Raw genomic sequence first — 25,325 nt, forward strand, 5'->3', positions numbered from 1 at the left:
TCAAGGCGAAGGTGAAGGCGAAACATCGGGCCGCGGCTTCGAAAATTCCGCCTGAATGGCGACGTGCACATCGTCGCCTACGGCGGGATACCACGTCGTCAATCCGAACTGCGCGCGGCTGAAATGTCCATCGGCTGAAAACCCCAGGGTTTCCTGCTTCGTGAGCGGATTGACCGCGTGTCCGTTGAACGTGACGTTCAGCGTGACGGGTTTCGTCGTGCCGCGGATTGTCAGGTCGCCCGTCATCGTGCCCTTGTCGTCGCCAGTCCGCTGAAAGCTCCTGCTCGTGAAGGCGATCTCCGGATAACGCGCGACGTCGAACATGTCCGGCCCTTTCAGCATGCGATCGAGCAGCGGCACATTGGTGTTGACGCTCGCCGCATCGATGCTCGCGCTCACCGAACTCCCCGACATTCCGTTTGCATTCCAGTCGAGTTGTGCCGTTGCCTTGTCGAATCGGATGACGAAGCGCGAATAGTGGAAATGATCCACATCGAAGCTGACGTTCCAGTGGTGTGGGTCGAGCTGATAGCGCCCCTGCGGCACGCTCGCCTCACTCGATGACACCCGATGCGTGACTACTTGCAGCGGCGTGCACGCCGTCAACGCCGACATGACGAAAAACAAGACGAAACGCCTGCACAGTTTCATTGCGCGTTGCCCCGAATGCAAACTCGATAACGACATAGAAAACGAAGAATCCGGCGACAAGTTTCGCCGAGATGGCGAAATCGCGCGCGCTCCGTCATGGAGCTTTCGCCTGCACACACGAAAATGGCGCGTTCAGGTAGAGTTCGCCTCGACCTCCATCTTAAAAAAGGCGCCATGCGTACGCGCGATGGCGGAGAACTATGCGTGCATGGCAGTGCCGTTTAAGAACCTCCCGCGCTAGCTTTTTGACGGTTGCCGCATTGACCGTTTCGGCCTGGACGAGCGCCGCGCATGCGGGCTGGTGCGGCGACGGACTCTGGGTCGATGCGATGGTCGCCTCGTATCACGTTCATCCGGACAAGGATTTCGAGCAGTTCAATCCCGGCATCGGCGCGGAATGCTGGGTCGCGCCGCAATGGGCGGTGACGGGCGGCTACTTCCGCAATTCGCTTTCGAAGCCGTCGTTCTATGGCGGTGGCGTCTGGGGCCCGGACTTCCTGCACTGGAATTACATCCGGCTCGCCGTGATGGCCGGTCTCATCTCCGGTTACGACTACGGCAGCTATGGCATCGGACACAACCATACGGTGGGACCGGTGGCCGCGCCGCTCATCATGCTCGAATACAAGCGCGTGGGCGCGAACATCATCCTGGTTCCGCCGATTCCTTCGAGCGATCTTCCGTTCACGCTCGGCTTCATGCTCAGAGTCAGGTTCTAAGCGATCCTGAGCGATCGCGCCGCATCCTGCAGGCACTCCAGCAATACCGTCGCGGCGGGCGTCAGCGGACTGTCCCGCCGCGTCACGACGCGCACCGACACTACCGGCAGCGGGTCCGCGACCGGGAACACCGCGAGCCCTTCGCTCACGCCCGGATGGTCCAGCAACGCGGCGGGCATCGACGCGAGCGCATCCGTTCCGCGCAACAAACCATGCGCGATGATGAAGCTCGGACATTCGATCACGCGCCCCGGCACCGCGAGTCCGCGCTCGGCGTAGTAGTCGAGCAAGGCCTGCGTTGAACTTTCCGGCGACGGATTCAACAGCCACTCGGCTTCCGACAACTCCGCGAGCGTCGTGCAGTGCCGCAACGGATGATCCGCACGCCCGACGATCGCGGAATGGCTCTCATATAACTCGAGATGGTCGAACTCCGGCGCCAGATGTTCGGGCACGACGACCGCGACGACGAAGTCGAGCGAGCCGTCGCGCAGACGCGGCATCGCGACGCCCGGAAAGCCTTCTATGAAACTCACGCGCGCGTTCGGCATCTGTCGCCGGAACGCGCGATACGCCTGTGGCAAGACCGAAAGCGCCGCCGTCGGCGTGATCGCCGCGCTGACGCTACCCGCGCCCGCGCCCTTCATCTGCGCGATGTCGTCCTCGGCGCGGCGCATCTCGCTCACGATCAGATGCGCGCGCACCCGCAACTGCTGGCCGAACGCCGTCAATTGCACGCCGCGCGCGGTACGCAACACGAGCGGCACGCCGAGATCCTGCTCCAGTTCCTTGATCGCCTTGGTCAGCGCAGCCTGAGAAAGATGCAGGCTGCGCGCCGCCGCGCGAATGCTGCCTTGCTCGGCGGTGGTCAGAAACGCGCGCAACTGGTGATACTTCATGCTCATGGGCGACATCCTAGGGTTAGCACCGACAACCAGTGGTAATCACGCATTAAATTTACCGTCTTTTGGTTTGCTTTTCGGCTTTATATCCTTGGGACACGTTGAAATCACGTCGCAACCGCATCGAGCAAGGAGTGTCACATGTTGTCTGTCGAGCCCGTCATCCCCGGCATTTCCGCCATCGCATCCGAATTCATCGATGTCCGCCGTCGCATTCACGCGCATCCCGAGCTTGCGTATGAAGAAACGCAAACCAGCGAACTCGTCGCGGGATTGCTCGCGCAATGGGGCTACGAAGTGCATCGCGGGCTCGGCAAGACGGGCGTCGTCGGCGTGTTGACGCAGGGCGAGGGCGGCAAGCGCATTGGTCTGCGCGCGGACATGGACGCGTTGCCGATCGAGGAAGCCACCGGCCTGCCGTACACCAGCAAGCATGCCCGCACGATGCACGCATGCGGCCACGACGGCCACACCGCGATGCTGCTGTGCGCGGCGCGCTATCTGGCCGAAAGCCAGCAATTCTCGGGCACGCTGATCGTGATCTTCCAGCCCGCCGAGGAAGGTGAAGCGGGCGCGCGCGCGATGATCGAAGACGGCTTGTTCGAAAAATTCCCGTGCGACGCCGTGTTCGGCCTGCACAACATGCCGGGCCTGCCCGCCGGCGACATGTACTTCACGCCGGGTCCGGGCATGGCTTCGTCGGACCGCGTGAATATCACCGTGCGCGGCGTCGGCGGCCACGGCGCGATGCCGCACGTCGCACGTGATCCGATGCCAGCGGTCGCATCGATCATGCTCGGGCTCAACAGCATCGTCGCGCGCGAAGTCGATGCGCAGAAGTCGGCGGTCATCACCGTCGGCAGCGTGCAGGCGGGCGAGGCGTGCAACGTGATTCCCGAAACCGCGCTGCTGAAGCTCTCGGTGCGCGCGCTCGACGCGGATGTGCGCACGCAGCTTCAGGAGCGCATCACTGCGCTCGCGAAGGCGACGGCGCAAGCCTACGGCTGCACCGCCGAGATCGACTACGAGCTCGGCTATCCGGTGCTCGTGAACCACGCCGAGCCGACCGCGTTCGCCACCGATGTCGCCGTCAAGATGCTCGGCGCGCAGCGCATCGACCCGGCCGCGAAGCCGTTGATGGGCAGCGAGGACTTCGCCTTCATGCTCGAAGCGTGTCCGGGTACGTATGCGTGGATCGGCAACGGCGTCGGCTCGAAGGGCGGCTGCATGGTGCACAACCCCGGCTACGATTTCAACGACGATATCCTCGCGATCGGCGCGAGCTACTGGGTGCGCCTGGCCGAAGCCTGGCTCGCCGACTGAAGCCGACTGAACCTCACCAGCCCTTTGCCTCGCCCGACGCCCCGGAGCACATGATGAATACACCCACGTTAGCCAGCGCGAGCACGTCGACGACGAGCGCGCCGCACACGACGAAAGCGGCGCGCGCGCGTCTGGTCGCGGCGGCGGCCGTCGGCAACGCACTTGAGTTTTACGACTTCACGGTCTATGCGTTCTTCGCGCTCGTCATCGGCAAGCTGTTCTTTCCGGTGAACGATCCGCTCGGCCAGTTGCTGCTCGCGGTGGCGAGCTTCGGCGTCGGCTTCTTCACGCGGCCGATCGGCGGCCTTTTGATCGGCATGTACGCCGACCGCGCCGGCCGCAAAAAGGCGATGCTGCTCACGCTCGGCCTGATGGCGCTCGGCACCGCGATGATCGCGGTCGCGCCGACCTATGCGCAGGCCGGGATCGCGGCGCCGGTCATCCTCGTGATCGCGCGGCTGATTCAGGGCTTTTCGGCGGGCGGCGAAGTGGGCGCGTCGACCACGCTGCTGCTCGAACAGGCGCCCGCGAACCGTCGCGGTTTCTACGCGTCGTGGCAGTTCGCGAGCCAGGGACTTTCGGCGCTGGCGGGCGCGCTGACGGGCGTCGCGCTCACGGCATCGCTCACGACGGCGCAACTCGAAGGCTGGGGCTGGCGCGTGCCGTTCATCATCGGCACGGCGATCGTGCCGGTCGGCTGGTGGCTGCGCCGCACGATGGAAGAAGCGCCGCGCGAATCGGTCGCCACGGCTCATACGGCGTCGAAGGCGCCGAAGATTCCGCTCGTCACGGTGTTGCGCGAACATGGCCGCGCGGTGCTCAACGGTCTCGGCCTGACGATCGGCGGCACGTCCGCGCACTTCATCATCGTGTTCTATCTGTCGATCTACGGTGTGAAAACGCTGGGCCTGCCGAACTGGACCGCAATGCTCTCGGGCTGCGTGTCGGGCGCGATTCTCTTCATCGTCGCGCCGGTCGGCGGCTATCTTTCGGATCGCATCGGCCGCAACAAGCTCGCGCAGACCACGCGCATTCTTTTGATGCTCGCGATCTATCCGGCCTTCGTGCTGCTGAACAAGTCGCCGACCACGGGCACGCTGCTCGCCGTTGTCACGGCGCTTTCCATCGTGCATTCGCTCAACGTCGGCCCGACCGGCGCGATGCTCGGCGAGCTGTTCCCGCGCCAGGTGCGCGCGACGGGCGCCGCCATCGTCTACAGCCTGGGCGTGGCGATCTTCGGCGGCTTCGCGCAGTTCTTCGTGACCCTGCTCATCGACGTGACCAAGAACGTGATGGCGCCCGCGTGGTACGTGATCGGCTGCGGCACGCTGTCCGTGATCGCGGTGGCCTGCATGCGGGAACGCTCGCGGGAGACGCTCGACTGATCGTCAAATCTTGCGCAGCGCGCGCGCCGGGTACGTGAGCGAGGTGTATAACTCGACGTGTCCGGGTTTCGAAATTCGAAAAGGCCGCCCGCGAGCGGCCTTTTTCACTGGATCCCACACTATGAAGAAAGCGCGATAAAGAGGGGACTTCCATGCGCAAGCTACGTTCGCAGAGCTGGTTCGGCGGCAACGACAAAGACGCCTTCATTCATCGCTCGTGGATGAAGAATCAGGGCATTCCTCACGACGAGTTCGACGGCCGGCCGGTGATCGGCATCTGCAATACGTGGTCCGAACTCACGCCCTGCAACGCGCATTTCCGCGAGCTCGCCGAATACGTGAAGCGCGGCGTGCGCGAGGCGGGCGGCTTCCCGCTCGAATTCCCGGTGATGTCGCTCGGCGAATCGAATCTGCGGCCCACGGCCATGCTGTTCCGCAATCTGGCGTCGATGGACGTGGAAGAGTCGATACGCGGCAATCCTATCGATGGCGTGATACTGCTCGTCGGCTGCGACAAGACCACGCCTGCGCTCTTGATGGGCGCGGCGTCATGCAATCTGCCCGCGCTCGCGGTATCGGGCGGGCCGATGCTCAACGGGCGCTTTCGCGGCCGCACCATCGGCTCGGGCACGGGCGTCTGGCAGATGTCGGAGGAAGTGCGCGCCGGCACGATGACGCGTGAGGAATTCGTCGAGGCCGAGTCGTGCATGAACCGTTCGCGCGGCCATTGCATGACCATGGGCACCGCTTCCACGATGGCCTCGATGGTCGAGTCGCTCGGCATGGGCCTGCCGCACAATGCGGCGATTCCCGCCGTCGATTCGCGCCGGCAGGTGCTCGCGCACATGGCCGGGCGGCGCATCGTCGACATGGTGAAAGAAGACCTCACGATGGACAAGATCCTCACGCGCGAGGCCTTCGAGAACGCGATCCGCACGAACGCGGCCATCGGCGGTTCGACGAATGCGGTGGTGCATCTGATCGCCTTGGCCAAGCGCATCGGCGTGGAGCTGAGGCTGGAGGACTGGGAGCTGGGCAGTAAAGTGCCGTGTCTCGTGAACCTTCAGCCATCGGGCGAGTATCTGATGGAGGACTTCTATTACGCAGGCGGCTTGCCTGCCGTGCTGCGGCAACTGGGCGAGCAGGGTTTGCTGCATCGCGATGCGCTCACCGTGAACGGCCGCACGCTGTGGGACAACGTGAGCGATGCGCCGAACTACGACGAGAAGGTCATCACCCGATTCGAGCAGCCATTCAAGCCGCACGCGGGCATTGCGGTCCTGAAGGGCAATCTCGCGCCGAACGGCGCGGTCATCAAGCCTTCGGCGGCGACCGAAGCGCTGCTTAAGCATCGCGGGCGGGCGGTCGTGTTCGAGAACGTCGAAGAACTGCACGCGAAAGTCGACGACGATTCGCTCGATATCGACGAGCACTGCATCATGGTGCTCAAGGGCGCGGGTCCGAAGGGCTATCCCGGCTTTGCCGAAGTAGGCAACATGCCGCTGCCGAAGAAGGTGCTGCAAAAGGGCATCACCGACATGGTCCGCATCTCCGATGGCCGCATGAGCGGCACGGCCTACGGCGCCGTCGTGCTGCATGTATCGCCCGAAGCGGCGGCGGGCGGACCGCTCGCGCTGGTGCGGACGGGCGACATGATCGAACTCGATGTGGCGGCGCGCCGCCTGCATCTCGAAGTATCGGACGAGGAACTCGCAAGACGCCGCGCCGCCTGGCAGGCGCCCGAGTTGCCCAAGCGCGGCTATTACCGCTTGTATGTGGAGCACGTCTTGCAGGCGGATCAGGGCGCGGACCTGGACTTCCTCGTCGGTTCGAGCGGCGCGCCGGTGCCGCGCGACTCGCACTGAACGGAGGCGCGCGATGTCGGATCAACCAACGCCGCCGCCCGGCATGTGGCCGGTCCTCTACGCTTACTTCGACGCGCTGAACCGCCTCGACGGCGACGCCACGCGCAGGCAGATCGACGCGACCATTGCGGCGGGCGCGCCCGCCATCGTCACGCTCGGACTTGCGACCGAAGTGAATCGACTCTCCGACGACGAGAAGCGCACGATGATCGACGATTGCGCCGCGCATATCGCGGGCCGCGTGCCGCTCGCCGTCACGATCACGGGCGATTCGGCGGACGCACAAGTCGCGCTGGCGAGCCATGCGCTCGAACGCGGCGCATCGTGGCTCATTCTTCAGCCGCCCTCGATACGCGGCGAGCCCGAGGCCTTCTACTTCGACTTCTTCGCGACCGTGCTCGAACGCACCGGCGCGAGCGCGGGCATTCAGAACGCGCCGGAATATCTGGGCGTGGGTTTATCGGCGGAATCGATCGCGGCGCTCGCGGCCGAGCAGCCCAACTTCCGCCTGCTGAAAGGCGAAGGCCCGGCCGTCACGATACGCGCGACCATCGAACGCCTGCGCGCGCTCGAACAGTCGCTCGCGGTGTTCAACGGACGCGGCGGGCAGGAGCTCATCGACAATCTGCGCGCCGGTTGCGACGGGCTGATCGTCGCGCCCGACGCCTTCGACCATCAGGTCGCGATTCACGAGGCCTACGCCGAAGGCCGCGAGCAGCAAGCCGAAGCGCTGTACGCCGAAGCATTGCCGGAAATCGTCTTCGTGATGCAGTCCCTGGAAACGCTCACCTGTTACGGCAAGCGCATCGCGGCGTGGCGCATGGGTTTCGATGTCGCGCACGATCGCGGCGCGCGTCCGACGCAATTCGGCATCGAATGCGCGCGACGCTTCGCGCAACATCTCGGGCCGACTTCGCGCTTCTTGCATCGATGAATCAGCGGGCCGGGCGGCGCGTGAAGCGCTGTTCGGTCACCGTCGCGCCCCATTGCGTGCCTTCGGCTTCGTCCGCCAGCCCGAAGCCGAACGATTCATACAGATGCCGCGCGGCGTCGAGACCCTTGAAGGTCCACAGACAGGTCTCGTCGTAGTGGGCGTCGACGAAGGTCATCGCGCGCGTCATCAACTGTCGTCCGATACCGCTGCCGCGCAACGCATCGTCGACGATGAACCAGCGCAGATGCGCGACGCGCGTTTGCAGGTCGCCATCGATCGCCAGCGAACCCAGCGTGCGCTCGCCTTTCATCACGAGCCACAGCGCCTTGCCGGGCGCGGGAAGCGACTCCGCGAACGCGGCCAGCCCGGTCGCGACCTTGCGTTCGAAGAACACGCCGAAGCCCGCATGCTGCGCGTAATAGCGCGCGTGCAGACTCGCCACATCACCGATGCAGCCCGGCCGATATCCTTCCACGACACACACGCTTTCCGGGTGCGCGTCGCCCGGCTTCTTCGGCTTGCGATCATGACCGTGCGCGAGCGCATCGGCATAAAGCGCGAGCGAGCGCACAAGCGTTTGCTGATCTTCGGGCACCATGCGGCGCAGCGCGTCGGAGACCTGATCGGTCGCGAACTTGTCGATCCTTCTGCGCAGCTTCTGCCCCGCCGCGGTGAGGTACAGCTCGGACGAGCGCGCGTCCTCGCTCGATGTCTGCCGCGTGACGAGGCCCGCCGCTTCGAGCCGCGCGATCTGCCGGCTCGTGTTCGACTTGTCGAGCCGCAGAATGCCGGCGATGTCGCGCGCCTGGATGCCGGGCGCCGCGCCGATCTCGATGATCGCGTGCACCGCCGAAGGCGCGAGGCCGCTGTCCGCGAGCGTGTTGCGCATGAAGCCGAGTTCGCGCACGAGCTTGCGCGAGAAGTCGCGCAATTCGAGTATGGTCTTGTCGCGCGATTGAACCGGTGTGTCGATGAAATCCATGACGTCTCCATCGGTTGCGGAGCGCAACCATATCGGCTCAATATAGTTGCGGCTCGCAACTTGTTCAAGGGAAAAGTCCAGGCCCCGAAAATCCTCACCTTTGCCCACGCAGCCGCGCAAGACATGCGGGCCGATGCGTCATGAGGCGGCCGCCGGATTCAGGCAATGGCCGAACACATCGGCGAAACCGCCGCGCGTTACGTCCGTCGCGGCGATCGCTTGCGCGACGCGCGGCGAGCACAGCGCGGCGAGCTCGTCTGCGTGATGGTAGTCGCGCATGGCTGGCGTGATCGGCACGAGGCCGAGCGTCGCCGGGTGGCTGTAGATTTCCAGCACGCCGCGCGGCGCTTTGGCCAGCGCGCCGAGCAGCGCGGCCTCGTCCATGCGGCCGGTCCCGGCGAGCCCGGCGATCCAGTCGTTATGCGCGATGCCCGCGCGATCGAGCCGCGTGCGCACCCATGCGAGCCACGGCGCGAGCCAGGGCGACCCGTTGCGCTCGCGCGGCAGGCGCATCGCGCGCATGCCGAATTGCGGGCCGATCTCGAGAATCAGCGAGAGTACGGTCGGATGCAGATGAAAATGCTTGTGCGTGTTGACGTGATCGAGCGTGAGGCCGGTCGCGGCGAACGCCTTGAACTGCGCGTGGATTTCGCTGGCGAGCTGCCGCCGCACGTCGGGCAGAAAGAAGAAGCGCACGCCGTTGGCGAGCATCGTGCCGACGAAGCTGCCGCGCGTATCGACGAGATCGGGAATCGACCATTGCGGCAGCGACGCGAGACCATCGGTCAGCACGAGATGCAGGCCGATGCGCAAGCGCGGATTGGCACGCGCGATCTTCACGGCGTCATACGCGACGGGCGCGCCGACCATCAGACTCGCGCACGTGAGCACGCCTTCGCGATGCGCGCGCTCGACCGCAGCGTTCACGCGCTCGTGGAGGCCGAAGTCATCGGCGGTGACGATCAGGCCGTGCATCGCGTCTCGCGCGCGCCCGGAACGATGAAAAGCGTGTGTTTCACGAATGCGAAGTCCCGCGGAGTGGTCATCGGCTGCCGGATGCACTGGCGTCATAGTGCTTGCCCGCACGGTCAACCGTCATGCGCACGCCGCGCCACACGACGCGCGAACCTACCGATGCGGCGGGCCATCGCAACCCCATCGGCGTGTCGCGCAGCGCATACGCGCGGATGAGGCGTTCGACGACCGCGGCGGCGGGATCGCAGGCGCTCGCCACGCCGAACAGCAATTGGTACGACGGATACGTCCGCATGCACGGATGCACGAACGCCGCGAGCGTGACGTGGCGCGTGACCGCCCGGCATGGCGCGATCAGAACCCGGAGAAGGAGCGGAATCGAATGCACGGTCATCGCCGGGCCGCCTGCGAGACGGGCTCGGCGCGCGTCGTCAAGGGCGCGTCGCGCCCGGGCGACGGCATGTCGTTCCTTGCGGCTGGCTTGCACATCGAAGGCATTCGTGAGCGTTCCGGGAATGGCAAGGGTGACGTGCGGCACCTTATGGGATGCTTAGCGAAGCGAACGGACGCGCATCGAAATACGCTTGAAAGGCATCGGCGAGCTAGGCCGGGGAGCCGGGCGGCCGACCAAAAAAAACCCGGCATTGAAGCCGGGTTAAGGGGATCGGGCATGTTCCGAGGTCACACCCGACCGCGTGGCACTCTGCAGGACGCCGCCGCCTGCGCGCATGAGGGAGCTGCGCCTGACCGAATTTCCGCAGGATGAAGTTCGGCGTGAAGTTGTACGAGCCAGTCGCGCGCGTCCGGACTGGAGATCACGATGCCGTGGGTCTTCGCCCGAATGCGCCGGGCGGAGTGCGCTTCTGCGAACGCCAGCTTCGCTGCGCGCCGCACGACCAGCACGATGGCCACGGCGCTCGCGAGGGTCGCGGCGCGCACCAGGTTGCTCTGGATCGCGTTGACGTGCCCGGTGCAGCCGCAGACGGCGAGCCACGCCGCATCCGACGCCGCGACGCACAACGCGATCAACACCGCGTGCGCGCGCAGGGAAACGAGGGTGGATGCTCGCATCGGCACTCCGGAGCAAGGTGGCCGCGGAACGGCACGGTGACGGTATGGTGCGTGTCCTTACCTTATGCGATGCTTAAGCGCGCCGATGCGCGGTCTCGCGTGACAGCCGGAATGTGCGTGCCCGTGCGTTGCTTAAGTGACGCTTAAGCATGCCGGACGGACAATCTGCGGCCTGTGCGAGGATGGAGAACCTGGATGCGCCTGTTATTGGTGGAGGACGACGAGATGATTGCGGAAACCGTGCTCGCCGCGTTGCGCCGCGCGAATTACACGGTGGATTGGGCGCAGGACGGCCGCGCGGCCGAACTGTCGCTCGGCAATGGCGTGTACGACCTCGTGCTGCTGGACCTGAACCTGCCCAAACGCGACGGCCTCGAAGTGCTCGCCACGTATCGCAAGAACGGCGGCGATGCGCCGGTGATCATCCTTACCGCGCGCGATACCGTCGACGATCGGATTCGCGGCCTTGACACCGGCGCGGACGATTACCTGATGAAGCCCTTCGATCTCGACGAGCTCGCCGCCCGCGTGCGCGCGCTGCTGCGACGGCGCACGGGGCACAAGCATCCGGTGTACACGCACGGCGAGCTCGCGCTCGACCCCGCCGCGCACGAAGCCACCAAGGGCGGCGTCGCGCTCAATCTCGTGCCGCGCGAATTCGCGCTGCTGCAGGCGCTGATCGAGGAGCCGGCCCGGGTGTTCCGCCGCTCCGAGCTCGAAGAGAAGCTGTACGGCTGGGGCGAGGAAGTGGGCAGCAACGCCATCGAAGTCCATGTGCACAGTCTGCGGCGCAAGATCGGCGCGGAGGAAATCGTGACCGTGCGCGGCGTCGGCTATCGACTGAAGAGGATCGGATGACGTCGATTCGCCGGTGGCTGCTGGGCTGGCTCATCTGCGGGCTCGCGCTCGCGTGCGTGGCCGCGGGCATCGGCATCTTCAACACCGCGCGGGTGGAGGCGGGCGAGCTGTTCGATTACGAGCTGCGCACCGTCGCGCTTTCGCTGCCGCATTCGATCAGCGCCGAAGATGTCGCGCAAGGGCGCAATCCCGAGCTGCACGGCATCGCGGACGACCGGCTCGTCATCGACATCTGGGATCTGTCGGGGCGTCTCATCTATCACTCGCCGCACGAGCCCGCGCTGCCGCGCTTCGGCGACGGCTTTCGCTCCGCCGAACGCGAAGGCCTGAGCTGGCGCGCGTTCGGCGTCGCGCAGCAGGATCGTTTCGTGCAGGTCGCGCAGCCCGCCTACATTCGCGACGATCTCGCTCTCTCGCTCGCGCTGCGTACCGTCTGGCCGCTCGTGCCGCTGATTCCGGTGATCGTCGTGATCGTGCTGCTGGTCGTCGCGCGCGGGCTTTCGCCGGTGCGCTGGCTGTCGGAGGCGCTTGCCGCGCGCTCGCCCGAATCGCTCGAGCCGGTCGAGTTCGCCACGCCGATGCCTCTCGAGTTGCGCCCGCTCGTCGATGCGCTGAACGGGCTACTCGCGCGCCTCGACGAGGCGTCGCAGGCACAACGCACCTTCGTGGCGGACGCGGCGCACGAACTGCGAACGCCGCTCACCGCGCTCAAGCTGCAGATTCAGGGCGCGATAGGCGACGGCTCGCTCAAGGTGGACGGCGCCACGCTCGCCAAGATCGACGGCCGGCTGAACCGGCTCATCCATCTCTCGCAGCAGCTCCTGAGCATGGCGCGCGAGGACGCCGCGCAGGAAGCCGCGATCGCGCCGATGAGTCTGCGCATGCTCTGCGAGCAGCGCGTGGGCGATTTTTCGCTGCTGGCGGAGGCGAAGTCGATCGATCTCGGCCTCGAACTGGAGCACGCGCTGGGCGACCGGGACGCGTTCACGATCATGGGCGACGCCCACGCGCTTGCCGTGCTGATCAACAATCTGCTCGACAACGCGATACGCCATACGCCGCGCGGCGGACGCGTCGATGTGTCGTTGCGGCGCGAGGACAACGGCATCGCGCTGACGGTGCTCGATTCCGGCGCCGGCATTCCCGAAAGCGAGATCGAGCGCGTGTGCGACCGCTTCTATCGGTGCATCGGCACGGCGGGACACGGCAGCGGACTCGGGCTCGCGATCGCGCAGCGCGTCGCGCAGCGTCATCATGCGATGCTCGAAGTGAAGAATCGCGTCAATGCGAGCGGGCTCAGCGTGTCCGTGCGCGGCTTGCGCACGATCACGCCGCAGTCGCACACGAAGGATTTCGTCGGCGGAATGCAGGTCTGAATGAAAGCGCAAGATGCGGAGCGCGCGGCGCCCTGCATCTTGCGATGCTTGCCATTCTGTTTCCTCCATGCGGATCAGTCATGCCGAAGTCGCTTTCGTCGCGGCATCCGAGCCCAAAACGCTGAAAGAACGTCTGGGCGACAAAGCCAGCGACGCCCCGAAGGAAGTCCCCTTGGGGGATGAGCCGTGCGTCGACAATTGCAAGGTGCCCGCCGAGCAGCGCGGCACGAAGGTGCGTCCCGATACCTGCGCTCGCTGAAGAGCGCGCGTTTGTGGTACCGTTGGCGGGTGTACTAATTCGTACAAATATCAAGGAGCCCGCCTTGTCGTCTACTCAAACCTCTTCCGTCCTGCGCCTCGGCATTCTCGGCGGCGCGAATATCGCCAGGCAGTTCGCGCGTGATGTCAGGTCAAGCACGAACGTGCGTGTCGTGGCCGTCGCGAGCCGCAGCGACGACAGCGCGAAAGCATTTGCCGAATCCAATGGCATCGAACGCTGGTTCGGCAGCTATGACGCGCTGCTCGCGAGCCCGGACATCGATGCGGTCTACATTCCGCTTCCGAACAGCCTGCATGCGGAGTGGGCGATCAAGGCGGCCGAACACGGCAAGCACATCCTGTGCGAGAAGCCGCTCGCGCTCGATCGCAACGAAGCGGCGCGCATGTTCGAAGCCGCCGATCGCAACGGCGTAATGCTGCTCGAATCGTTCCCGTGGTACTTCCAGCCGCAGACCGCGGCGATGATGTCGCTGATCGGCGAAGGCGCGATCGGCGACGTGCGCGCCATTCAGGCGAACTTCGGCTTCACGGTGGGCAATCCCGGCGCGAACATCCGCATGAAGCCCGAGCTCGGCGGCGGCGCGCTGCTCGATGCGGGCAGTTATCCGCTGAGCCTCATTCGCCTCGTGATGGGCGCGGCGCCGCAACGTGTCGACGCCATCGCGACGTGGGCCGACAGCCGCGTGGACATCAGCCTGATGGCGACGCTCGTCTACGCCGATGGCCGCCGCGCGCAGGTGTCCTGTTCGATGGACGCGGCCAACCATCGTCACGCGACCATCATCGGTACCCAGGGCACGATCGAAACCGAATACCTGAATCACACGAGCGAGCAGAGCGGCGGACATCCGTACGGCTATCTGCCGAGCCAGTTGCGCGTGCGGCGCGGCATTCCGAATTCGGTGCCGTTCGAGACGATCGAATCGGAACCGGGCAGCGGCTTCTTCTTCGCGGCGGAGAGCTTCGCGCGCATGATCGCGACGCACGACACCGCGGCCATCGAGTACTACGCGCAAGTGAGCCTCGACAATGCCGCGACGCTCGCTGCGATCATCGCGAGCGCGCGCGGCGAAAGGTCCGTCGCGCTCTGATGCGCACAAGCGATTCACGCGCCGCCGGGGCGCGTGAATCTTCGTCGAGCGCGGCATCAGTGGCTCAACGCTTGACGACCACCACTTCGAGATACTCGCTCGGCACCACGAGCGATGAGGTTCCGCCCACATTGCAGCGATCGAGCAGCGCCGTGATATCGCGATCGAGATCGGCCTGTTTCGCGGCATCGAGCGCGGCGAATGCGCGAAGCGTCGGCCCGTAGAAATCGCGGAACATCTGAATCCAGTGCGCGCTCGATTCGTAGCGGAAATTGAAGTACTTGCGCACGCAACGAATATCGGCGGCCTGGGCGCCGAACAACGCGACCAGATGCGGCTCGGTGCCCCACAGCGCGGGCGACTGCAATCCCGCGGGCGGCGGCACATAAGCGCCGATCACCTTGAACAACTGGCCGATGAAACCCTCGGGCGTCCAGTTCGCGAGCCCGATGCGCCCGCCGTTTCTCGTCACGCGCAGCATTTCGCGCGCGGGGCGCTTGTGATCCGGCGTGAACATCGCGCCGTAAGTGCTGAGCACGACGTCGAACGCGCCGTCGTCGAAGGGCAGGTCCTCCGCATCGGCCACCTGGAAGTCGATGGCGAGGCCCTCGGCTTGCGCGCGCGCCCGGCCCTTTTCCAGCAGCGCGGGCACGTAGTCCGTCGATGTCACGCGCGCGAAGCGGTGCGCGGCGGCGAGCGTGGCGTTGCCGTTGCCCGCGGCGACGTCGAGCACGCGTTCGCCGGCGCGCACGTCGGCGGCTTCGGCGAGCATCTCGCCCACGATTTGCAGGGTCGTGCCGATCACGGCGAAGTCTCCGCTCGCCCAGGTGGCCTGCTGCCTGGCCTTGATCGCAGCGTAGTCGGGTTCGCTGGCTTGTGCGGGAGCCGGCTCGTCGTGAACCGCGGATGTATTCAACGCATGCATGGTTCCTTCTCCAGATGGTGTGTCGAACGTCGCCCTGATGGCGGGCATGAGCAGTATCCCGTTACCATCCTGTAAGCACCTGTCCGCAAGTCGACGCGAATGTGCTGTTCGTCCACGATGCGCGGCGTAGTCCAATGACTCCGCGGGGCCGACATGAGCCACGACATCCTGTCCGATGTGCTGCGCACCGTGCGCCTGCGCGGCGCGCTGTTCTTTCATGTGAGCGGAAACCGCGACTGGGCGGCCGAGGCGCCGCCCGCGCGCGAGATCGCGAGCATCGTCATGCCGGATTGCGAACACGTGATGGAGTATCACGTCGTGACGCACGGCAACTGCTGGGGCGCGATCATCGGCGAAGCGCCGGTGCGGCTCGCGAGCGGAGACATCATCGTGTTTCCGCATGGCGACGCGCATGTCATCTCGAGCGCCCCCGGCATTCGCGCGGCGCCGGACGCGGATCCGCTGGCGAAGAAAATCGAGCAGCTACCGTTTTCGCTGACCTTCGACGCGCGCGACGATCCATCTCCGGCCGACGGCTACGAAACCGCGCTCGTATGCGGCTTTCTCGGCTGCGATCTGCGTCCGTTCAATCCGCTGATCGCCACGTTGCCGAGGCTTCTGCATCTCAGGGAAACGGCGGAGCATGGCTGGATCAGTCATTTCATGCATCAGGCGGTGGCGGAGTCGCGCCACAAGCGGCCCGGCGGCGAAGCCATGCTCGAACGCATGAGCGAAATGATGTTCGTCGATGCGGTTCGCCGTTATGTCGATGTCCTGCCCGATGAAAGCCGCGGCTGGCTTGCGGGTTTGCGCGATCGTTTCGTCGGCCGCGCGCTCGCCGTCATGCACGATGCTCCCGCGCACGAATGGACGGTGGAGGAACTGGGCGAGCGCGTCGGTCTGTCGCGTTCGGCGCTGCACGAGCGCTTCGTCGACATGATCGGCTTGCCGCCCATGCAGTATCTCGTCAACTGGCGCATGCAGGTGGCGGCGGGGCTGCTGCGCAATTCCAATTCGACCATTGCCGCGATCGCGCAGGACGTGGGTTATGCGTCCGAAGCGGCGTTCATTCGCGCGTTCAAGCGTCAGGTGGGCACGCCGCCGGCGACCTGGCGGCGCGAAAAGAGCCGCGCGGAAGAGGCGAAGCAGGCGCATTGAGCATAATCGGATTGACTCTGGTTGATTCTCTGACTAAGGTCAGAGACATGGACTCGACCGACATCAGGCAGATTCGCAGCTTCAATCGCACCGTCGCCGAAGGCATAGGCGCGCTCAACGACCGCTTTCTCGGACGAGGGCGGCCCATGGGCGAGTCGCGTCTGCTCTGGGAAATCGGTGCGCACGGCGTCGATCTTCGCGTGCTGCGCGAGCGTCTCGGTCTCGACTCGGGCTACCTGAGCCGCACGCTCGCGTCACTGGAAAGGCAGGGTTTGGTGATGCTAAACGCTCATCCCGAAGATCGCCGCGTGCGTTGTGCCCGTCTGACCGAATCGGGCCACAGGGAACGCGACGAACTCGAACGGCTTTCGGATGTCGTCGCGCGCGGCATGCTGGAGCCTCTGAACGAGGCGCGCCGCCGCAGGCTGATCGAGGCGATGGCGGAGGTCGAGCGCCTGCTGCAGCCGTCCCTGGTGCGCTTCGCGGTCGAAGACCCGGCGAGCGAAGACGCGCGCTGGTGCATCGACCAATATTTCGCGGAACTGAACGCGCGCTTCGATGCGGGCTTCGATCCGTCGCTCAGCCTGTCCGCCGACACGCGCGAGCTGACCGCGCCTGAAGGCGCGCTCATCGTCGCGCGCTTGCGCGGCGCGGCGATAGGATGCGTCGCGCTCAAGTTTCACGGCGAGTCTCCCGCTGAGCTGAAAAGAATGTGGGTGAGCGCTTCCGCTCGCGGGCTGGGCGTCGGGCGCCGCCTGCTGGAAGAAGCCGAAAGGCACGCTCGGCAAAACGGAGCGGGCGCGGTGCGACTCGAGACGAACAAGGCGCTGGACGAGGCGATCGGCCTGTATCGGCAAGCAGGGTATGTCGAGGTCGACGCGTTCAGCACCGAGCCGTACGCCGATCACTGGTTCGAAAAGGCCTTGCGCTGAAGCCGAAGTGCTTCGTCAGCGCGCGAGCGTCAGCGCAACCACGAGATCGAGAAACGCACGGGTCTTCGCCGGCGGATGATGCCGCGACGGATAGAACGCATAGAGCGGGAAGCGCTCGTCGGGCCAGTCGGGAAAGAGATCGACCAGCTTTCCCTCGGCCAGCAGATGCTCGTGACCGAGCGCGAGAATCTGCGCGATGCCGTGGCCCGAGAGCACCGTGCTCAACATCGTGCCGGGATCGTTGAGCGTGAGACGCCCGCGCGTCTCCACGACAATGCGCTTCTTCTTGCGATGAAACTCCCACGCGAACGGCCGCCCCGTTTCGGGATCTCGAAACTCGATGCAGGTGTGCGCGCCATCGCCGAGCGCCTGCGGCGTCGCGGGCTTGCCGCATCGTTTGATATACGAAGGCGCGGCGACCGTGCGCACCGGCGTGTCGAGCAGCCTGCGCGCGACGAGGCTCGAGTCGCGCGGCTCGCCGAAGCGAACGGCGAGATCGAAGCCGTCCGCGATCATGTCGCCCAGGCGGTCGCTGGTGATGAGATCGAGCTGCAGATCGGGATGCGCCTTCAGGAACGCATCGAGTTTCGGTCCGAGCAGCAGGCGCGAGAAGATGGGATCGACATTCACGCGCAGGCGTCCGCGCACGGCGGTCGCTCCGCCCGATGCGGTGGCCGCCGCTTCCTCCAGGCCCGCGAGATGCGGCATGACCAGCTCGAAGAAGCGCCGGCCGTCGTCGGTGAGGGCGACGCTGCGCGTCGTGCGGTCGAACAGACGAATGTTCAGACGCGCTTCGAGTCGTGCGATGGCGCGGCTCACGCCCGGCTGCGACATGCCGAGCCGGTCGCCCGCCGCGGCGAAGGTGCCGGCATCGACGATCGCCGCGAACACGCTGATGCCGTTGAGCATGCGTTCGTTGAAGCCGGCCATTGATGCCTCCGTGTCATCGATGAAATGGTTTTCATGTTATCGCGATATGCGTGAAAGACGCGCAGAATGGGCATCGTTCAATCGGTCGATGCGAAAAGGAGGATGGACATGGCGCGGGTTTTCATCACGGGATCGACGGACGGGCTCGGCGCCATGGCGGCGCGTCTGCTGATCGACGAAGGGCATCGCGTCGTGCTGCACGCACGCAATCAGACACGCGCGGACGATGCACGTGAAGGCATGCCGGAGGCGGAAGCGGTCGTCATCGGCGATCTTTCGGGCATCGATGCGATGCGCGACGTCGCGCGGCAAGTGAACGCGCTCGGGCGCTTCGATGCGGTGATTCATAACGCGGGTATCGGCTATCGCGAGCCGCGGCGCGTCGAAACAGTCGATGGTCTGCCGCAGGTGTTCGCGATCAACGTGCTCGCGCCGTATGTGCTGACGGCGCTGATCGAAAGGCCGGCGCGTCTCGTCTATCTCAGCTCGGGCATGCACCACGGCTCGCGCGCGAACCTCGACGACGTCGAGTGGACGCGGCGGCCCTGGAACGGCGCGCAGGCGTACGCGGAAAGCAAGTTCATGGATGTGCTGCTTGCGCTGGCGGTTGCGCGTCGCTGGTCGGATGTGCTGTCGAATGCGCTGGAGCCGGGCTGGGTGCCGACGAAGATGGGCGGACCATCGGCGCCGGACGATCTCGATCAGGCGCATCGCACGCAGGCGTGGCTCGCCGTGAGCGACGAAGCCGCCGCGCGCGTGACCGGCCGCTACTTCTTTCACATGCGCGAGCGCGCATGCGATCCGGCGGCCCGCGACGAAGCGATGCAGGATGAATTCATCGCAACGTGCGAGCGGTTGTCGGGTGTGCGGATGCCCGCTTAGTTGCGATCGAAGCGCGTGGGAATCGTGAGGCCGAGCAGCGTCTCGATCTGACCTGCCGCGCGCATGATCGCGTAGAGATCGAGGCTCCGAACGTCTTGCTTCCCTTCCACGAAATGCGCGAGATAGCGTTCGGATCGCGGCATCACGCCATTGCGATGACACACCAGATACGCGACCGATTCCGCCTCGATCTCGCACTGATGCTCGTGCAGGCGCGGCCGCTCCTGAATCCTCAGAAGCGGGTCGGCCTTCAGGTGCCCGAGGAACAGGTGCCCGAGTTCGTGCGCGAGGGTCGCGAACTGCACGGCGGGATGGTGACGTACATTGATGCCCAGCCGATAGCGACGCGTCGCGTCGTCAACGCTCACGCGCGGTTCGCTTTCGATGTAGCCCGCATCGTCGGGGCTGCCGTCATACCAGTGAACCGTGATGTTCTTGCGCGCGAGGATGGTTTCGAACGGAAGCATGATCTCCGGCGTGATCGGTCCGACCGCCTCGAAGATCGGCGCGCCGTAACCCGGCAACGGATGACCTTCCGTGTCTTCGGCATCGTAGACCAGCGCGACCGGGCCGAAGGGCCACAGGATCAGCAAAGGTCGCGCGTCCTCCTTCGGGTAACGGCCGAACCGCTCGCGCCAGTCGCGCGCGGAAGCCGCATGGCGCAACCCTGGCCGCTGAATCTGCAACAGCATCGCGTTGAAGGGCGCGAAGTTGCGCAGCTTCACAACGAAGTCGAGCAATGCGCGAAACTCCGGCCCGTTCCGATACAACGTGGAATCCGCAAGCATGCGATCGAGCAGCGAGCGCTCGATCTGCACGAGAACATCCGCGTCGCGCGGAGGAAGAGTAGCGGGCATCGTATCGTCGGGCATGTGAGGTCTCGTCGCTGGTTTGTCGCGATTGTAGGCGGATCGTAACCTCGCGGTGTCTGCCAGCACACCCAGCGTGCAAGCAAGTTCGATATCGACCAAAAAAAACGGGCCCCGAAGGGCCCGTCAAATCACTCCAACACGGTCAACTGTTACGCGTGGCGCGCGGCCTTGTCCACTTTGGCCACCGAGATCGAGTCGGCGCGCAGGCGCTCGTACTCTTGCTCGCTCATCGGCACGGCGTCCTTCTTGCCCAGATCGTTCAGGCGGATGCGATACGTTTCACGCGCCGTGTAGGCGGCGATCGAAGCGATGATCGTCACGCCGAATGCAATCGCGCCGACCGTCAGCGGGATGTTGTCCGATCCCGGGGGCGCAACCGCCGCGAACAGCGCGGGCAGCAGCGCGGTGATCGTCGTGCCGATGTTCTGCGCAATCGCCATTGCCGAAACACGCGAGCGGGTCGGGAACAGTTCCGGATAGAAGCTCGGGAAGATCGCGTTATAGCCTTGGTACACGATGCCCCACATCAACAGCGACATCAGGAAGGCGAGCGGCACGTTGTGAATGCTGATCGCGTAGAGATAGGCGAACGACAGGAGACCCGAGAGCAGCGAACCGCCGATCATCATCGGACGACGGCCGATCTTGTCCGAGAGATTGCCGACGAACGGAATCACCAGCACCGCGACGATATTGCCGACCACCGGAATCCACAGATACACGCTCTTGTGGAAGCCGATGCCATACGAAGACTGCACCGCGTACGCCGCACCGAAGATCGTCGCGACCACCGGAATCACGTTCATCAGCGCCATGCAGACGACGCGCACCATGTCGGGCGTGCTGTTGGCGAATGCTTCCTTGATCGGCGACGCCGGCAGCGCGCCTTGTGCGCCTTCGGCCGTGAACGCCGGCGTCTCGTGCACTTCCTTACGGATGATGTAGCCCGCGACCAGCACGAACGCCGACAGCAGGAACGGAATGCGCCAGCCCCACGAATTGAACATGTCTTCCGGCATGAACGTGGCGAGCGGCAGGAACACGGCGGCGGCGAGAATCTGGCCGGCCTGCACGCCTTGCAGCGTGAAACTAGCGTAATAACCGCGACGGCCGAACGGCGCATGTTCGAGAATCATCGAGCTCGCGCCGGAAATTTCACCGGCCACCGCGAAGCCCTGGATCAGACGCAGCACGACGAGCAACGCCGGCGCGAGCATCCCGACGCTGTGATACGTCGGCAGCAGACCGACCGCCATCGTCGAGAAGCCCATCAGGAACATGCAGATCAGCAGCACGTTCTTGCGGCCGTGCGTGTCGCCCAGATGGCCGAGCACGAATGCGCCGATCGGACGGGCGACATAGCCCACGCCGTAGGTCGCGAGCGACGCGATGATCGCCACTTTCGGATTGCCCGACGGGAAGAACAACTGCGGGAAAATGAGCGCTGCTGCCTGGGCGTAAATGAAGAAGTCGTAGTACTCCAGCGCCGAGCCGATCCAGCCGCTCGCGGTCGCTTTTTTCGCCTGGCGGCCGCCGTGCGCGTCGTCCTTAGGGCTAGCCATAGAGATGTCTCCGAACAATGGGTTTATGGAGTTGAGCTTGAAATCCGGTCAAGCAACGAAGCATTCGGATCGTCCAAACACGCGCTGCTCTGAAAGTGATTGGAGAATAAAAGCGCAACCCTTTTCGATCAATGTTTTGTGATAAATTTTGCGCGATTATCGTACGCGAGTGTCCGATAATCGATCACTTTGGGGGTTAGCACTAGCAATTGGCTTTGGCGTACCGCCGAAACATCCCGCGATCCATAACTAAACAAGCATGTCACCATGACTAAACCGGCACTCGACAAGCGCGACTGGATCGCTGGTCTGGAGAAGGGCCTGGCAATCCTCGAAGCCTTCGACGATCAGCACGCGCGCATGACGCCCACGCAAGCCGCGACGCGCACCGGGCTGACGCGCACGGCCGCGCGCCGCTATCTGCTGACGCTCGCGCATCTCGGTTACGTGCAGACCGACGGCAAGCTCTTCAACCTCACGCCGCGCGTGTTGCGCATGGGCTGGTCGTACTTCGAATCGGCGCGGCTGCCGCGCATCGTGCAGCCGTATCTGCAGCAGTTGAGCGCGTTGATCAACGAGTCGGTGTACGTGAGCGTGCTCGACGACTGGGAGCTCGTCATCATCGCGCGCAACGGCTCGACGCGCGTAATGACCACGGGCTTCGTGCTGGGCGCTCGCGTGCCGGCCGCGCTGATGTCGGGCGGCATCGCAATGCTCGCGTACAAGGACGAAGCCTCGGTGCGCACATGGCTCGACGCGACCGAATTCAAGCCCTTCACGCCGCTCACGATCACCAATCGCGAGAAGCTCTACGACAAGATCCGGCAGGCGCGCGCGGATGGCTTCGTCGCGATGGAGCAGCAGTTGCAGACGGGTGTGCGCGGCGTCGCGGTGCCGATGAAGAATCGGCATGGAGAAGTGGTCGCGGCGCTGTCCGCGAACATGCCGATAGGAAAGGAGACGGGCGAGGCGGCGCTTGCGCGCGTGTTGCAGCCGCTGCAGGAGACGGCTTTGTCAATGTTGAATGTGATTTAGCGGGCGTCGGTCTGGCAAAGGTGAGGGTTTTCGGGGAAAGGCTTTGGCGTCGTGTTTTGGGCCCTTGTTTCAAGGGGTTTCGAGTAACGCGTGAGGGTCAAAGGTGAGGCTTTTCGGGAGCCGAGTTCGTGCTAATATGTATCGCAATTGCGATACAGCGAGGCCATCATGAAATCAGCAACCATTCCTGCGCTGAGAGTCGAACCGGAACTGCGCCAGGCGGTGGAAGACGTGCTTGGCGAGAACGAGACGCTATCGTCGTTTATGGAATCCGCACTGCGTGCGGGAGTCGCTCGCCGGCAACTCCAACGAGAATTCATTGCGCGCGGGCTCGCGGCACGAGAAGAAGCGCGACGGACCGGCGAGTATTTCGATGCCGATGACGTGCATGCTGAACTTCAGGCAATGTTGAATGCTGCGAAGGCTGAACGGGAGCGCCATTGAGTTACACGGTCAGATACACGCGCTCCGCACGCGCGGATTTGATTCGGCTGTATCGGTTTCAGCTTGAACGTGATTTGAACGTTGCGGAACGAGCAGTCGAAGCCATTCGCGAGGGCATTGAGATCTTGAAGCGATTTCCCTTCACCTGCCGCAAAGCGGACGAGCCGAATCCGTTTCTGCGTGAACTGCTCGTCTCGTTTGGCTCATCGGGCTATGTGCTTCTGTTCGAAGTCGATGACGACACCACAGTAAGCATTCTGGCTATCCGCCATCAGTTGGAAGACGACTACTTCTGACGCATGGGACAAGCGCCCTCACTTTCGCCTAATTCCCCATCTCTAGACTTCGTTTCCATGGTTGCAGCGACAAACGCGAAGCAATCGCAACGGACATCGAAAAAGGGAACAGGGGAAACGAAATGACCCAGCTCAAACACACGAACAAAGCCCGCCTTCTGCTTCTCAAGCTCTCCGCCGTATCCATCGTCACGGCGCTCTCGCTCGGGGTCGGCTCTGCGCCGGTCTACGCGCAGGCGCTGCCAATGGAAAACGACACGGCCATCCACGTCCAGCCGGTCAACATGCGCGCGCTGCACGATCAGCTCAGCCTCACGCCCGATCAGGAAGTGCAATGGCAGACCGCGCTTCAGACGATGCAACAGGGTCATTCCAGCGAGCGCCTGAACGCGGACCAGATGCAGTCGCGCATGCAGACCATGCTCCAGCAGCCGATTCTCGATCTCTCCGCGCTGCACGCGATGCACGACAAGACCGCGCAGCAGGACGCGCCGTTATCTGATCAGTCCGCGCAAGCCTGGCTCAAGTTCTATAGCGGCCTGAACGACCGGCAGAAGCGCACCTTCAGCGATGCGATGCGGCCGCAATTCGAAAACATCGCGCATCATCCGGCGCGCCCGTACGACCCGCGCACCGGACTGTGAAGCGATGCAGCTCAGGACGCGCCCGTGAAGATCGGGCCTTGTCCGCCCGGCACGAACGCGCGTGGCGCATGATCGTCGCTCGCGCCGTGCTGAGCGCCGCTGGCCGTTGCCTGCGCGGGATCGCGTAAGGTCACGGCAGTCTCGGACGTGATCGGCACGCTCGGCTGCGCGAGCAGTTCGGTCTTGCGCATGGAACCCGCCGACGTCCCGAAGTAATAGCCGATGATGCTGATCCACGCGGTCCCGAGCGCGCCGACCACGACGTTCACCAGATCGCGATTCGCCTCGGGCAACGCACGCAACGCCATCAGCAGCAGGATGCCGAAGAAGCCGCCGGTCACGGACATTGCGAGCACCTTGGGCACCCAGTCCTTGTTGGCGATGCCCATCGCACGCGCATCGGCCCGATCGCCCGCCGCGATGCGCGCCATGTCGGCCTCGAACGACAGCCGCGCCTGCGCCGCCGCGACCACGAGCTGCTGCAGCTGCAACGAGTTCGCGCTCTCGGCCTGCGCAATTTTCTCGAGCGCAGCGGGATCGTTGAGCGCGGTTTCGACGACATCCGGATCGCCCGGCGTGCCGAGCGCATGCGAGATGATCGCGGCCGCCGTCGTCACGCCGAGGCCCACGGGCCCGCCGATCAGACCCGCCAGAAGAGGCGCTTTCGCGCCGATGCTTGCCGCCACTTTCGTCCAGTCCATCATGCCGCTCCCAGAAGAAGATTAGTCGCCATGCGTTCGGTCCAGCCGCGGCTGAACGTCGGCCATGCGTGCAGGCCCTTCAGATAGCGCAATCGATAGGCGACGAAGCGCAGCACGAAGCGCATCGGATCGGCGGCCTTCACGGCGTCGACGGTATCGGGGCCGAACTTGCCGTCTGCCTGCGCGCCCGACGCCTTCTGCATCCACAGCACGACGAGGCCGCCGTTGTAGTTCGCATCGAAGATCTGGAAGGCGACGCGCGGATCGAATTCGTCGAGATGCAGCGGGTCCCAATACTTCTGCTTGGCGATGCGCCTGGCCAGATCGAGCGGCAAGTCCTTCATCGCGCCCGCATAACCGTAACCGCGTGCGACGCGCGCCGTCACGCCCCACATCGTTTCGCCGCCCGGGTCCGCCGGATTAAACGAATAGCCGCCTTCGCTGCCGATGAGCGCCTCGAAGGCGTCGTCGAAGTTGTTCATGGTTGGCTCCTTGGCGCCTCTCGTGTACCGCCGGAAGAAACGGGCCGGCGC

The 25,325-nt window shown here is 64.7% G+C and carries 27 protein-coding genes and 1 pseudogene; 16 read left to right on the forward strand and 12 right to left on the reverse strand.

What is annotated here, in order from left to right:
* Positions 1-651 carry a YceI family protein gene (locus AWB79_RS17895; RefSeq protein WP_061168769.1) on the reverse strand — a complete coding sequence of 217 codons (651 nt, stop codon included), beginning with the start codon at positions 649-651 and terminating at the stop codon, positions 1-3.
* On the opposite strand from AWB79_RS17895, the gene AWB79_RS40105 reads away from it, so the two are divergent.
* A complete protein-coding gene (locus AWB79_RS40105) occupies positions 614-892 on the forward strand; it encodes a hypothetical protein (RefSeq protein ID WP_198399051.1) in 279 nt (92 codons plus the stop codon). The genes AWB79_RS17895 and AWB79_RS40105 overlap by 38 nt on opposite strands.
* Positions 852-1,370 (forward strand): hypothetical protein, encoded by a 519-nt coding sequence (locus AWB79_RS17900; RefSeq protein WP_061168770.1) that lies wholly within the window; start codon positions 852-854, stop codon positions 1,368-1,370. The genes AWB79_RS40105 and AWB79_RS17900 overlap by 41 nt, the downstream gene beginning before the upstream one ends.
* Here the strand turns inward: AWB79_RS17900 and AWB79_RS17905 are convergent.
* Positions 1,367-2,269: a LysR substrate-binding domain-containing protein gene (locus AWB79_RS17905; RefSeq protein WP_061168883.1), complete on the reverse strand. Its 903-nt coding sequence runs from the start codon at positions 2,267-2,269 to the stop codon at positions 1,367-1,369. The genes AWB79_RS17900 and AWB79_RS17905 overlap by 4 nt on opposite strands.
* 144 nt (positions 2,270-2,413) lie before the next feature.
* Here AWB79_RS17905 and AWB79_RS17910 point away from each other — a divergent pair, with 144 nt between their 5' ends.
* The 4 genes from AWB79_RS17910 (at position 2,414) to AWB79_RS17925 (ending at position 7,779) form a co-directional block, all read left to right on the forward strand.
* Entirely contained in the window at positions 2,414-3,595 is a 1,182-nt protein-coding gene (locus tag AWB79_RS17910) for a M20 aminoacylase family protein (protein WP_061168771.1), read from the forward strand.
* Positions 3,596-3,648: 53 nt separating this feature from the next.
* The gene (locus tag AWB79_RS17915) at positions 3,649-4,980 is read left to right on the forward strand and encodes an MFS transporter (RefSeq protein ID WP_061168884.1); all 1,332 of its coding nucleotides are present in this window, start codon (positions 3,649-3,651) and stop codon (positions 4,978-4,980) included.
* Between the two features lie 152 nt (positions 4,981-5,132).
* Complete coding sequence (locus AWB79_RS17920) at positions 5,133-6,845, forward strand: IlvD/Edd family dehydratase (RefSeq protein ID WP_061168772.1); 1,713 nt, start codon at positions 5,133-5,135, stop codon at positions 6,843-6,845.
* 13 nt (positions 6,846-6,858) lie between these two features.
* Positions 6,859-7,779 (forward strand): dihydrodipicolinate synthase family protein, encoded by a 921-nt coding sequence (locus AWB79_RS17925; RefSeq protein WP_198399049.1) that lies wholly within the window; start codon positions 6,859-6,861, stop codon positions 7,777-7,779.
* 1 nt (position 7,780) lies between these two features.
* Here AWB79_RS17925 and AWB79_RS17930 read toward each other — a convergent pair whose 3' ends face one another.
* From AWB79_RS17930 to AWB79_RS17945, 4 genes and pseudogenes are all read right to left on the reverse strand, one after another.
* Positions 7,781-8,761, reverse strand: coding sequence for a bifunctional helix-turn-helix transcriptional regulator/GNAT family N-acetyltransferase (locus AWB79_RS17930; RefSeq protein ID WP_061168774.1), 981 nt, complete (start codon positions 8,759-8,761; stop codon positions 7,781-7,783).
* Positions 8,762-8,899: 138 nt separating this feature from the next.
* Positions 8,900-9,736: a hopanoid biosynthesis-associated protein HpnK gene (gene hpnK / locus AWB79_RS17935; RefSeq protein ID WP_061168775.1), complete on the reverse strand. Its 837-nt coding sequence runs from the start codon at positions 9,734-9,736 to the stop codon at positions 8,900-8,902.
* Positions 9,737-9,938: 202 nt separating this feature from the next.
* Positions 9,939-10,130: pseudogene (locus tag AWB79_RS40950) on the reverse strand (glycosyltransferase); the annotation flags it as partial.
* A 287-nt stretch (positions 10,131-10,417) separates the two neighbouring features.
* A complete protein-coding gene (locus tag AWB79_RS17945) occupies positions 10,418-10,807 on the reverse strand; it encodes a hypothetical protein (protein WP_157695802.1) in 390 nt (129 codons plus the stop codon).
* Between the two features lie 195 nt (positions 10,808-11,002).
* Between AWB79_RS17945 and AWB79_RS17950 the strand changes: the two genes are divergently transcribed.
* The 3 genes from AWB79_RS17950 to AWB79_RS17965 all read left to right on the forward strand — a co-directional run bounded on the left by AWB79_RS17950 (position 11,003) and on the right by AWB79_RS17965 (position 14,411).
* Positions 11,003-11,665 (forward strand): response regulator, encoded by a 663-nt coding sequence (locus AWB79_RS17950; protein ID WP_061168778.1) that lies wholly within the window; start codon positions 11,003-11,005, stop codon positions 11,663-11,665.
* Positions 11,662-13,041 carry an ATP-binding protein gene (locus AWB79_RS17955; protein ID WP_061168779.1) on the forward strand — a complete coding sequence of 460 codons (1,380 nt, stop codon included), beginning with the start codon at positions 11,662-11,664 and terminating at the stop codon, positions 13,039-13,041. The genes AWB79_RS17950 and AWB79_RS17955 overlap by 4 nt, the downstream gene beginning before the upstream one ends.
* Before the next feature lie 323 nt (positions 13,042-13,364).
* Complete coding sequence (locus AWB79_RS17965) at positions 13,365-14,411, forward strand: Gfo/Idh/MocA family protein (protein ID WP_061168781.1); 1,047 nt, start codon at positions 13,365-13,367, stop codon at positions 14,409-14,411.
* A 64-nt stretch (positions 14,412-14,475) separates the two neighbouring features.
* Here AWB79_RS17965 and AWB79_RS17970 read toward each other — a convergent pair whose 3' ends face one another.
* A complete protein-coding gene (locus AWB79_RS17970; protein ID WP_061168782.1) occupies positions 14,476-15,336 on the reverse strand; it encodes a class I SAM-dependent methyltransferase in 861 nt (286 codons plus the stop codon).
* A 153-nt stretch (positions 15,337-15,489) separates the two neighbouring features.
* Between AWB79_RS17970 and AWB79_RS17975 the strand changes: the two genes are divergently transcribed.
* Both AWB79_RS17975 and AWB79_RS17980 read left to right on the forward strand, forming a co-directional pair.
* Positions 15,490-16,494: an AraC family transcriptional regulator gene (locus AWB79_RS17975; RefSeq protein WP_061168783.1), complete on the forward strand. Its 1,005-nt coding sequence runs from the start codon at positions 15,490-15,492 to the stop codon at positions 16,492-16,494.
* 47 nt (positions 16,495-16,541) lie between these two features.
* The gene (locus AWB79_RS17980; protein WP_061168784.1) at positions 16,542-17,426 is read left to right on the forward strand and encodes a bifunctional helix-turn-helix transcriptional regulator/GNAT family N-acetyltransferase; all 885 of its coding nucleotides are present in this window, start codon (positions 16,542-16,544) and stop codon (positions 17,424-17,426) included.
* A 15-nt stretch (positions 17,427-17,441) separates the two neighbouring features.
* Here AWB79_RS17980 and AWB79_RS17985 read toward each other — a convergent pair whose 3' ends face one another.
* A complete protein-coding gene (locus tag AWB79_RS17985; protein ID WP_061168785.1) occupies positions 17,442-18,356 on the reverse strand; it encodes a LysR family transcriptional regulator in 915 nt (304 codons plus the stop codon).
* 108 nt (positions 18,357-18,464) lie between these two features.
* Here AWB79_RS17985 and AWB79_RS17990 point away from each other — a divergent pair, with 108 nt between their 5' ends.
* A complete protein-coding gene (locus AWB79_RS17990) occupies positions 18,465-19,238 on the forward strand; it encodes an SDR family NAD(P)-dependent oxidoreductase (protein WP_061168885.1) in 774 nt (257 codons plus the stop codon).
* Here AWB79_RS17990 and AWB79_RS17995 read toward each other — a convergent pair.
* Together AWB79_RS17995 and AWB79_RS18000 are read right to left on the reverse strand one after the other, a co-directional pair.
* Positions 19,235-20,110 carry an ImmA/IrrE family metallo-endopeptidase gene (locus AWB79_RS17995; protein ID WP_061168786.1) on the reverse strand — a complete coding sequence of 292 codons (876 nt, stop codon included), beginning with the start codon at positions 20,108-20,110 and terminating at the stop codon, positions 19,235-19,237. The genes AWB79_RS17990 and AWB79_RS17995 overlap by 4 nt on opposite strands.
* A 149-nt stretch (positions 20,111-20,259) precedes the next feature.
* Positions 20,260-21,672 (reverse strand): MFS transporter, encoded by a 1,413-nt coding sequence (locus tag AWB79_RS18000; protein ID WP_061168787.1) that lies wholly within the window; start codon positions 21,670-21,672, stop codon positions 20,260-20,262.
* A gap of 267 nt (positions 21,673-21,939) precedes the next feature.
* On the opposite strand from AWB79_RS18000, the gene AWB79_RS18005 reads away from it, so the two are divergent.
* The 4 genes from AWB79_RS18005 (at position 21,940) to AWB79_RS18020 (ending at position 24,091) form a co-directional block, all read left to right on the forward strand.
* A complete protein-coding gene (locus AWB79_RS18005) occupies positions 21,940-22,707 on the forward strand; it encodes an IclR family transcriptional regulator domain-containing protein (protein WP_061168788.1) in 768 nt (255 codons plus the stop codon).
* A gap of 168 nt (positions 22,708-22,875) precedes the next feature.
* On the forward strand, positions 22,876-23,151 hold the full coding sequence (locus AWB79_RS18010) for a YlcI/YnfO family protein (protein ID WP_061168886.1): 276 nt from the start codon (positions 22,876-22,878) through the stop codon (positions 23,149-23,151).
* Positions 23,148-23,447, forward strand: coding sequence for a type II toxin-antitoxin system RelE/ParE family toxin (locus AWB79_RS18015; RefSeq protein WP_061168789.1), 300 nt, complete (start codon positions 23,148-23,150; stop codon positions 23,445-23,447). Before AWB79_RS18010 ends, AWB79_RS18015 begins: the two co-directional genes overlap by 4 nt.
* Positions 23,448-23,569: 122 nt before the next feature.
* Positions 23,570-24,091 carry a Spy/CpxP family protein refolding chaperone gene (locus AWB79_RS18020; protein ID WP_061168790.1) on the forward strand — a complete coding sequence of 174 codons (522 nt, stop codon included), beginning with the start codon at positions 23,570-23,572 and terminating at the stop codon, positions 24,089-24,091.
* A gap of 11 nt (positions 24,092-24,102) precedes the next feature.
* Here AWB79_RS18020 and AWB79_RS18025 read toward each other — a convergent pair whose 3' ends face one another.
* Positions 24,103-24,792: a hypothetical protein gene (locus tag AWB79_RS18025; protein ID WP_061168791.1), complete on the reverse strand. Its 690-nt coding sequence runs from the start codon at positions 24,790-24,792 to the stop codon at positions 24,103-24,105.
* Positions 24,792-25,274, reverse strand: a complete 483-nt coding sequence (locus AWB79_RS18030; RefSeq protein WP_061168792.1) for a glycoside hydrolase family 108 protein — start codon at positions 25,272-25,274, stop codon at positions 24,792-24,794. Before AWB79_RS18030 ends, AWB79_RS18025 begins: the two co-directional genes overlap by 1 nt.
* Positions 25,275-25,325 lie beyond the last annotated feature (51 nt).

It is taken from the genome of Caballeronia hypogeia, from assembly GCF_001544875.2.
Taxonomy (GTDB): Bacteria; Pseudomonadota; Gammaproteobacteria; order Burkholderiales; family Burkholderiaceae; genus Caballeronia; species Caballeronia hypogeia.